Here is a 9609-nt window from a genome sequence, read left to right as displayed (position 1 = left end):
ACGTGGACGGCCAGCAGGTCGGCGCCCTTGGTGCGGGCGGCGACGCGGGCGGCGCGGCGGATCAGGGTGTCGCCCTCCGGCCCGCCGGTGAGCGCCACGACGACGCGTTCGCGCGCCTCCCACGTCCCGGCGATGCCGTGGTCGGCGCGGTAGCGGTCGAGCTGGTCGTCGACCTTGTCGGCCAGCCACAGCAGCGCCAGCTCGCGCAGGGCGGTGAGGTTGCCGGGCCGGAAGTAGTTGCCGAGGGCGGCGTCGATCCTCTCGGGCGGGTAGACGTTGCCGTGCGCCATCCTGCGGCGCAGCGCCTCGGGCGTCATGTCGACGAGTTCGACCTGGTCGGCGCGGCGGACGACCTCGTCCGGGACGGTCTCGCGCTGCGGCACGCCGGTGATCTGCTCGACGACGTCGTTCACCGACTCCAGGTGCTGGACGTTGACGTTGGTGACGACGTCGATGCCGGCGTCCAGGATCTGCTCGATGTCCTGCCAGCGCTTGGCGTGGCGGGAGCCGGGCACGTTGGTGTGGGCCAGCTCGTCGATGAGCGCGACCTGCGGGTGCCGGGCGATGACGGCGCCGGTGTCCATCTCGGTGAAGCTCGCGCCGCGGTAGGACACGGCGGCGCGCGGGACGATCTCCAGCCCCTCCAGGAGCGCGGCGGTGCGGGGCCGGCCGTGGGTCTCCACGAAGCCGACGACCACGTCGGTCCCGCGGCCGGCGCGGCGGCCGCCTTCGGCGAGCATCGCGTAGGTCTTGCCCACGCCGGGCGCCGAGCCCAGGTAGACGCGCAACCTGCCGCGTGCCATCACACCTCCAGTCGCCGAGGCCCCTCGCGGGGTCAGCCGCGGACCGGGTACTTCCGGTCCAGCGCGATGTTCAGCCTGAGGACGTTCACCCTGGGCTCGCCCATGAAGCCGAGGTCGCGGCCGTCGGTGCTCGCCTGGACCAGCCGCTTCACCTGGCCGGGGGTGACGCCGCGGGCCCGGGCGACCCGGCCGGTCTGGAGGGCGGCGTAGGCGGGCGAGATGTGCGGGTCCAGGCCGCTGCCACTGGCGGTGACCGCGTCGGCCGGGACGGCCGGATCGGCGGGGGCGCCGCCCCTGACGGCGACGACCAGGCCGTCGGCGTAGTTCGCGCCGGGACGGGCCGGTTCCACGGGAACGCCCCTGTAGGCGGCGATGAACGGAGCCTTCACCACGCCCTGCTCCTCGTTCAGGCTGACCACCCGGGTCGGGTGCGGGACGGTGCCGTCGGCCGCGCGGCGCCCGAACACCGCCAGCACCGCGCCGACCCCGCCCGTGGTGCAGAACGGGCGCGCACCGCTGACGCCTTCGAGGGCGCCGACGGCCTTGCTCCGCGAGCAGACCCGGGTGAGCAGGCTCAGCCTGGCACTCTCCCCCGCCGCGGCCGTCTCCGGACCGGGCAGGGTGTCCACGATGTCCTCGGGTCCCAGGTTACTCGCGGCCGTCGAGGTCGGGTCGTATCCGCTCCCGGCCTCCGACGGGCGGCTCTGGAAGTACTGCCTGAGCGGGGTCCCGCCCCTGCCGGTGAACGACTGGCCGATCAGGGCGCTGCCGACCGTCCGGCCGCGCAGCGAGACGGTCGAGCCGCCGGCGCGGCTCTGGAGGCCGGGCGCCTGCGCGACCGCGAAGACGGCGAGCGGGTAGGCGACGCCGCACACGGCCGTCAGCACGAGCAGGGCGCGCAGCGCGGCGAGGTGCTGCCGGACCCAGCTCGGATATGACATGTCACGACATCCCGGGTAGTAGCCGGATGACCAGGTCGATGAGCTTGATCCCGACGAAGGGCGCGACGATGCCGCCGAGCCCGTAGACGCGGAGGTTGCGCGACAGCAGCCTGGACGCGCTGCTCGGCCGGTACCGCACCCCGCGCAGCGCCAGCGGGATCAGCGCGACGATGATCAGGGCGTTGAACACCACGGCCGACAGGATCGCCGACTGCGGGCTGGGCAGACGCATGACGTTGAGCGCCTCCAGGCCCGGGTACAGCCCGGCGAACATCGCCGGGATGATGGCGAAGTACTTGGCGATGTCGTTGGCGATGGAGAACGTGGTCAGCGCCCCCCGCGTGATCAGCAGCTGCTTGCCGATCATCACGATCTCGATCAGCTTGGTGGGATCGGAGTCGAGATCGACCATGTTCCCGGCCTCCTTGGCGGCGGAGGTGCCGGTGTTCATCGCCACCCCCACATCGGCCTGGGCGAGCGCCGGGGCGTCGTTGGTACCGTCCCCGGTCATCGCGACCAGGCGGCCGCCCTCCTGCTCCTTCTTGATCAAGGCGAGCTTGTCCTCGGGCCGGGCCTCGGCGAGGAAGCCGTCCACGCCCGCCTCGTCCGCGATCGCCCTGGCCGTGAGCGGGTTGTCGCCGGTGATCATGACGGTGCGGATGCCCATCCGGCGCATCTCCTCGAACCGCTCCCGCATCCCCGCCTTCACCACGTCCTTGAGGTGGATGACGCCGAGGACCCTGGCCGCGCCGTGCGCGACCTCGCCGACGACCAGCGGAGTGCCGCCGGAGGCGGAGATGCCGTCCACCACGCGGCTCAGCTCGGCGGGCACGGTCCCGCCCCGCCGGCGCACCCAGTCGGCGACCGCCCCGGCCGCGCCCTTGCGCAGCATCCTGTCCGGCCCGCGGTCCCCGGGCTCGCCCAGGTCGACGCCGCTCATCCGGGTCTGCGCCGAGAACGGCACCCACCGCGCCTGCGACAGCTCGCCCGGCGAGCGCTCCCGCAGGCCGTACCGCCGCTTGGCGAGGACCACGACCGAGCGGCCCTCGGGAGTCTGGTCCGCGAGGCTGGACAGCTGCGCCGCGTCGGCCAGCTCGTCATCGCCGACGCCCTGGACGGGCAGGAACTCCGCCGCCTCCCGGTTCCCGAGGGTGATGGTGCCGGTCTTGTCCAGCAGCAAAGTGTTGACGTCGCCCGCCGCCTCCACCGCGCGCCCCGACATCGCCAGCACGTTCCTCTGGACCAGCCGGTCCATGCCCGCAATGCCGATCGCCGACAGCAGCGCACCGATCGTCGTCGGGATCAGGCACACCAGCAGCGACACCAGCACGATTCCGGTCACCCCGTTCGCGTTCAGGGCGAGGCTGTCGCCGACTCCGGGGTTGATGGCCCTGGAGAAGATCGCCAGCGGCTGCAGCGTCGCCACCGCCAGCAGGAAGATGACCGTCAGCGCGGTGAGCAGGATGTGCAGGGCGATCTCGTTGGGGGTCTTCTGCCGGCTCGAACCCTCCACCAGCGCGATCATCCGGTCGACGAACGACTCCCCCGGCCGCTGGGTGATCTTCACGACGATGCGGTCCGAGAGCACCCTGGTCCCGCCCGTGACCGCCGAGCGGTCCCCGCCCGACTCCCGGATCACCGGGGCCGACTCCCCCGTGATCGCCGACTCGTCCACGCTCGCGATGCCCTCGACCACGTCCCCGTCACCGGGGACGACCTCCCCCGCCTCGACGACGACATGGTCGCCCTCCCGCAGCCGCGTGGCGGCGACCGCCTCCTCCCCGGCCCGCTCCCGGCCCGGCGTCCAGTCGAGCAGGCGGCGGGCCACGGCGTCGGTCTTCGCCTTGCGCAGCGAGTCGGCCTGCGCCTTGCCGCGGCCCTCGGCCACCGCCTCCGCGAGGTTGGCGAACAGCACCGTGAGCCAGAGCCACACCGCGATCGACCAGGCGAAGACGCTCGGGCGCAGGCCGGCCAGGACCGTGGTGAACACCGCGCCCACCTCGACGATCAGCATGACGGGGTTGTGCCACAGCGTGCGCGGGTCGAGCTTGGCCGCCGCGTCCGGCAGGGATCTCAGCACCTGCTTCGGGTCGAGCAGGCCGCCCCGTGCCCTGCCGCCGCGGCGTTCCGGCGGCCGCGGCGAGGGGCCCGTCGAACGGCGGACCCGCGCGGTCATGCGTGGATGCCTTCGGCGAGCGGTCCCAGCGCCAGCGCGGGCAGGAACGTCAGGGCGACGAGGACGACGGTGACGCCGACGACCAGCCCGACGAACTGCGGCCGGTGCGTGGGCAGCGTGCCCTCCGAGGCGGGGGCGCGGCCCTGCCTCGCCAGCGACCCCGCGAGCGCCAGCACGAAGACCATGGGGAGGAACCGGCCGAGGGCCATGCAGAGCCCCAGCGCCGTTTCGTACCAGAGGGTGCCGGAGGCCAGTCCGGCGAACGCCGAGCCGTTGTTGTTGGACGCCGAGGTGAACGCGTACAGCACCTCCGACAGGCCGTGCGGCCCGGGGTTCAGGATCCCGGCCCTGCCGTCGCCGGTCGCCATCGCCGCTCCCGTGCCGACCAGCACCAGGATCGGGGTGGTCAGGAAGTACAGCGCGGCGAACCTGATCTCCCGGGACCCGATCTTCTTGCCCAGGTACTCGGGCGTGCGGCCCACCATCAGCCCCGCCACGAACACGGTGACGACCGCCAGGATCAGGATCCCGTACAGGCCCGAGCCGACGCCGCCGGGCGCGACCTCGCCCAGCATCATGCCGACCATCGCCATCATGCCGCCGAGACCGGTGTAGGAGTCGTGCGCCGAGTCCGTCGCGCCCGTCGACGTCATCGTCGTGCCGGTGGCGAAAGCCCCGGAGTCCGGCACCCCGAACCGGGTCTCCACGCCCTCCGTCGCGGCGCCGATCGCGGTCGGGACCGTGCCGTGGTGCATGAGCTGGAAGACCTGCAGGAGCACGGCGCTGACGATCGCCAGCGCCGCCATCACCGAGACGAGGGCGTAGCCCTGCCCGTTGTCGCCGACCATCCGGCCGAACGTGCGCGGCAGCGAGAACGCGATGACCAGGAGCAGGAAGACCTCCAGCCAGTTCGTCCAGGCGGTGGGGTTCTCGAACGGGTGGGCGGAGTTGACGTTGTAGAAGCCGCCGCCGTTCGTCCCGAGCAGCTTGATCGCCTCCTGGCTCGCCACCGGCCCGCCCGTCAGCGTCTGGGCGCCGCCCGCGATCGTGCGCACCACGTGGTGCGCCGGATCCCAGAAGTTCTGCACCGCCCCGCCGACCACCAGGACGAGCGCGGCGAGGAACGCGACGGGCAGCAGGATCCGCAGGGTGCCGCGGAGCAGGTCGACCCAGAAGTTGCCCACGTGGTCGGTCCGCTTGCGGGCGAAGCCCCGCACCAGTGCGACGGCGACGGCCATGCCGACGGCGGCGGACGCGAAGTTCTGCACCGCCAGGCCCGCCATCTGCACCAGGTCGCCCATCGTCGACTCGCCCGCGTACGACTGCCAGTTGGTGTTCGTCACGAAGCTGACCGCCGTGTTCCACGCCTGGCCGGGCCCGACCGGCGGGAACCCCAGGCTCAGCAGCAGGTGGTTCTGCAGCCGCTGCAGCCCGTAGAGGAACAGGACGCCGACGGCCGAGAACGCCAGGACGCTGCGCGCGTAGACGGGCCAGGTCTGCTCGGCGTCCGCCGCGACCCCGGTCAGCCGGTAGACGATCCGCTCGACGCGTGCGTGCCGCGTGCCGGTGTAGACGCGGTACATGTAGTCGCCCAGCGGCCGGTACACCGCCGCCAGAGCGAGGACGAGGGAGGCGATGAAGACGGTTCCGGCGGCGGTCGGGCTCATCTAGAAACGCTCCGGGAAGAGCAGGGCGATGATCAGGAAGACGGTCAGCACCGCGGCCAGCACGAGACCGATCGCGTTCTCGGCCGTCACAGCCTCTCCAGTCCCTTCACCACGAGGGCGAGCAGGACGAAGACCGCCACCGTCAGCAGAACGAACACGACGTCGCCCATGGTCGTCTTCCTTCCAGGAGCGCATGAAGCAAAGCGCCCGCTCGGGGAGTTTTGGCGGAACTTGACGGCCTCTTAGCGGCCGGGCCGGATTCAGGGACGGCCGTCCGGGCGGCCCTCGCGGCCGGCGAGGAGGCGCAGGCGGGCGCCGTCCTCGCGTTCGCGCTCCTCCAGGGCGGCCTCGATCTCGGTCAGGGCGGCGCGCAGCCGGGGAAGGCGGCGGCGTTCGATCGCGCGGACGCGCTGCCGCGTGGCGGCCACCTCGGCGTCGACGGCGGCCGCCGCCGCGGTCGCGGCGGCGTGGGCGCAGGCGGCTTCGAGCGCGGCCCGGCAGGCCCGCCGCGCGGGCGCCACCGCGGTGCCGGACGGCGACGGCGCGGGCCGGTCGGGCAGGTCGAAGACGATGCGCCGGGGGTAGGTCACGCCCATGAGGACGGCGTGCTCCACGGTCAGCTCGGCCCGGTCACCGGTCGAGGCCAGGGGCAGCACCCGGCGCCCGCCCAGCAGCGTGGCGCGGTTCAGCAGCCTGTCGGCCTCCCGGCAGCGGCGCTCCCAGTCCTCGCTCGTGGCGCGGGCGAGCCGGTGCAGGCCGTCCTGCTCGTCCCGCAGGATGCCGAGCTTGCGTTCCAGCAGGTCGAGGGCGGCCTCGGCGGCCGCGATGCGCCGGCGGTGCCAGAGGCGTCCCGCGCGTCCCCGCGGCCCCGTGCTCACCGCTCGCGCCCGAGGTGCTCGTCGATCGCCTCGGCGGGCAGCATGGTGAGCTCGCGGCGCGGCAGTGCCGCGAGCGCCCGCCATGCCAGGTCCAGGGTCTCTTCCAGCGGGCGGGCCTCCGTCCTGCCCTGGGAGATGAGGGTCTGCCGGCAGGCGCGCTCGAAGTCGAGGTAGTGGCGGTCGGTGTCGCTGAGGGCGCCGGCCCCGACGAGCTCGCCGAGTTCGCGGGCGCGGCGCGCCCCGGCGAGCGCGGTCGTCGTCTGCGCGGCGACGTCGAGGTGGTCGGCGCGGGTGCGGCCGGGCCCGGCGGCCTTGCGCATGAGCCGCGACAGCGACTCCAGCGCGTCGACGGGCGGGTACACGCCGAGCGCGTGCAGGTCGCCGGACAGGACGATCTGGCCCTCGGTGATGTAGCCCGTGAGGTCGGGCACGGGGTGGGTGATGTCGCCGCCGGGCATGGTCAGCACGGGGACGAGCGTGACCGATCCGGGGCGTCCGCGGACGCGGCCGCAGCGCTCGTAGAGGGAGGCCAGGTCGCTGTAGAGGTAGCCGGGGTAGGCGCGGCGCGCGGGGATCTCGCCGCGGGCGGCCGACACCTCGCGCAGCGCCTCGCAGTAGGACGTCATGTCGCCCATGACGACCAGGACGTGCCGGCCCTCCTGGAAGGCCAGGTGCTCGGCCACGGTCAGCGCGATGCGCGGAGTGACGATCCTCTCGATCACGGGGGCGTCGGCCAGGTTGAGCAGCAGCACCAGCTCGCCGGACGCCGACCGTCCTTCCAGGGTCTCCCGGACGGCGGCGGCGTCGGCGTGGGTCAGGCCCATCGCGGCGAAGACGACGCAGAACGGCTCGTCGCCCGCCGACGCCTGCGCCGCGATCTGGGCGGCCAGTTCCAGGTGCGGGAGGCCCGCGCGGGAGAAGACCGGCAGCTTCTGGCCCCTGGCGAGCGTGGTGAGCGCGTCGATGGCGGAGACGCCGGTCAGCACCGGCTCGGCGGGCGGCTCGCGGTGCACGGGGTTGAGGGGGACCCCGGCGACGGGGGCGGCGGCGCCCAGCACCGGCGGGCCGCCGTCGAGCGGCTGCCCCATCCCGTCGCAGACCCGCCCGAGCCAGGCCGTCCCGACCGGGACGCGCAGCGGCGCGCCGCTGAAGGTGACGCGCATGCCTTCGGTGCTCATGCCGCCCGTGCCCTCCAGCACCTGCACCAGGACCCGGTCGCGCGCGGTGTCCAGCACGAGCCCGTGGCGGTCGTCCTCCGCCGCCTCGCCGTCCGCCGCGTCCCCGTCCCGTCCGACCCGGATGTCGGCGAACTCGTCCCACCCCACGTCCCCGGCGCCCGTGACGACCACCAACGGTCCGCGCACCTGCGCTATGCCGGTATAGGACGGTCTCGGCCAGTCGGTCACCGCAGGCCGTCCAGCCTGGCCAGGACCGCGTCCCGGCGGTCGCGGACGTCCGCCGGGGCCGGGGCGTCCTCGCGGGCCCGCACGAGGGGCGAGTAGTCCAGGTCCTCGATCGCCGACACGGCGACGCCTCCGCCGACCAGGTCCTGGCACCGGTCCGCCACGGCGATCACGGCATCGGTCAGCGCGGCGGTGCGCTCGGGGGTGCAGGACGCGTCGGTGGGGCTGAGGGCGCTCTGCTGCAGGACGCCTTCCCGCAGCAGGCGCCCGGCCAGGAGCGTCACCCGTTCGGCGGCGGGCAGGGTGCCGGTGCCGACGAGCTCGGCGAGGGCGGTCAGGCGGTCGGCCTCCGCCAGCAGCCCCGACGTGCGCGCGCGGCGGCGCGCCCACTCGGGGTCCCCGGCGTCGGCGTGAGCGCGGGCCACGGCCGGGACGTCCCGCGCGAAGGATCCCGACCAGGACACCGCGGGGTAGTGCCGCGAGTACGCCAGATCCTTGTCCAGGCTCCAGCGGGCCCGCACGAACCGCTCGGTGTAGGCGGTGACGGGCTCGGTCATGTCGCCGCCCGGCGGGGACACCGCGCCGATGACGGTGACCGACCCCTCGGCGCCGCCGCGCGTCCGGACCCGCCCCGCGCGCTCGTAGAAGGCGGCGAGCGCGGACGGCAGCGCGGCCGGATACCCCTCCTCGCCGGGCAGCTCGCCGGCCCGCGAGGCGAACTCGCGCAGGGCCTCGGCCCAGCGGGAGGTGGAGTCGGCGATGACGACGGCGTCCTTGCCCTGGTCGCGGAAGTACTCGGCCACGGTGACGCCGCTGTGCACGCTCGCCTCGCGGGCCATCATCGGCATGTTGGAGGTGTTGGCGATGACCACGGTGCGGTCGGCGAGCCGGCCGCCCGTGCGCGGGTCGTCCAGCTCCGCCAGCTCTTCGAGCACGTCGGCCATCTCGTTCCCGCGCTCGCCGCACCCGACATAGACGATCACGTCGGCGTCGCACCACTTGGCGACCTGCTGGAGCAGCATCGTCTTGCCCGTGCCGAAGCCGCCGGGGACGGCGACCGTCCCGCCGAACGGCACGGGGAAGAGCAGGTCGATGACGCGCTGGCCGGTGTGCAGGGGGGCGCCGGCGTCCAGCCGCTCGGCGTAGGGGCGCGGCCGCCGGATCGGCCAGTGCTCGGCCCGGTCCGCGTCCGCCCGCACGGCGCGGGCCGAGGGGTCGAGCCAGACCCCCGCGCCGCCCAGCGGGCGCAGCAGGCCGTCGAAGACGCCGCCGAGCAGGTGCGCGCCCAGCGGCGCGGACAGGGCGCGGCCGGTCGTGGCGGCGGGCGCGCCGGGAGCGAGGCCGCCGGTGTACTCGTAGGCCTGGACGGTGGCCGCGGCGCCCTCCAGCGCGACGATCTCCCCGGGGAGGCGGGCCGGGCCGAGCTCGACCACGTCGTTCATCGCGGCGCCGCGCATCCCGGCGGTCTCCACGAGGGGCCCGTTGACGCGGGTCACCTCGGCGCCCACAGGTCCGCCACCTCCGTCCCGAGGGCCGCCAACGCCCGGTCCGCCAGGGCGCCCGCGGACAGGTCCAGCTCCGCGTCGGGGACGCGGGCGACCAGTTGCCCCGCATGTTCTTCAGGATCGCGGCGGCGGCGCCGGGCTCGATCCAGTTCAGCCAGCACTCCTGGTGGTAGGGCGCCGGGCCCGCGACCAGGTGCGCGTAGCGGGCGCGCAGCTCGTCGCGCGTGAGGGGCTCG

Annotated in this window: 8 protein-coding genes and 1 pseudogene; all 9 read right to left on the bottom strand. The window is 74.3% G+C overall.

The annotated features are described in order from the left end of the window. On the bottom strand, window positions 1-803 hold an 803-nt coding region (locus ABWI04_RS40005; RefSeq protein ID WP_502913217.1), incomplete at its 3' end, for a histidine kinase. A gap of 32 nt (window positions 804-835) precedes the next feature. Beyond that, the gene (locus tag ABWI04_RS40000) at window positions 836-1744 is read right to left on the bottom strand and encodes a potassium-transporting ATPase subunit C (RefSeq protein WP_353835666.1); all 909 of its coding nucleotides are present in this window, start codon (window positions 1742-1744) and stop codon (window positions 836-838) included. Window position 1745: 1 nt separating this feature from the next. After that, window positions 1746-3920, bottom strand: a complete 2175-nt coding sequence (gene kdpB, locus ABWI04_RS39995; RefSeq protein ID WP_353835665.1) for a potassium-transporting ATPase subunit KdpB — start codon at window positions 3918-3920, stop codon at window positions 1746-1748. After that, the gene (kdpA, locus tag ABWI04_RS39990; protein WP_353835664.1) at window positions 3917-5587 is read right to left on the bottom strand and encodes a potassium-transporting ATPase subunit KdpA; all 1671 of its coding nucleotides are present in this window, start codon (window positions 5585-5587) and stop codon (window positions 3917-3919) included. Before kdpA ends, kdpB begins: the two co-directional genes overlap by 4 nt. Next, entirely contained in the window at window positions 5588-5677 is a 90-nt protein-coding gene (kdpF, locus tag ABWI04_RS39985) for a K(+)-transporting ATPase subunit F (protein WP_345181326.1), read from the bottom strand. Window positions 5678-5847: 170 nt separating this feature from the next. Then, window positions 5848-6465: a V-type ATP synthase subunit D gene (locus ABWI04_RS39980; protein ID WP_345181328.1), complete on the bottom strand. Its 618-nt coding sequence runs from the start codon at window positions 6463-6465 to the stop codon at window positions 5848-5850. Then, window positions 6462-7838, bottom strand: a pseudogene (locus tag ABWI04_RS39975) (V-type ATP synthase subunit B); the annotation flags it as partial. The gene ABWI04_RS39980 and the pseudogene ABWI04_RS39975, both read right to left, overlap by 4 nt. A gap of 29 nt (window positions 7839-7867) precedes the next feature. Further along, on the bottom strand, window positions 7868-9376 hold the full coding sequence (locus ABWI04_RS39970) for a V-type ATP synthase subunit A (protein WP_353835662.1): 1509 nt from the start codon (window positions 9374-9376) through the stop codon (window positions 7868-7870). After that, window positions 9361-9534, bottom strand: a complete 174-nt coding sequence (locus ABWI04_RS39965) for a hypothetical protein (RefSeq protein ID WP_353835661.1) — start codon at window positions 9532-9534, stop codon at window positions 9361-9363. Before ABWI04_RS39965 ends, ABWI04_RS39970 begins: the two co-directional genes overlap by 16 nt. Between the last annotated feature and the right edge of the window lie 75 nt (window positions 9535-9609).

The organism is Actinomadura sp. NPDC000929 (genome assembly GCF_040492065.1).
GTDB lineage: Bacteria > Actinomycetota > Actinomycetes > Streptosporangiales > Streptosporangiaceae > Spirillospora > Spirillospora verrucosospora.
The sequence above is the reverse complement of the archived record's forward strand: the minus strand, read 5'-3'. Positions and strand labels throughout refer to the sequence as shown.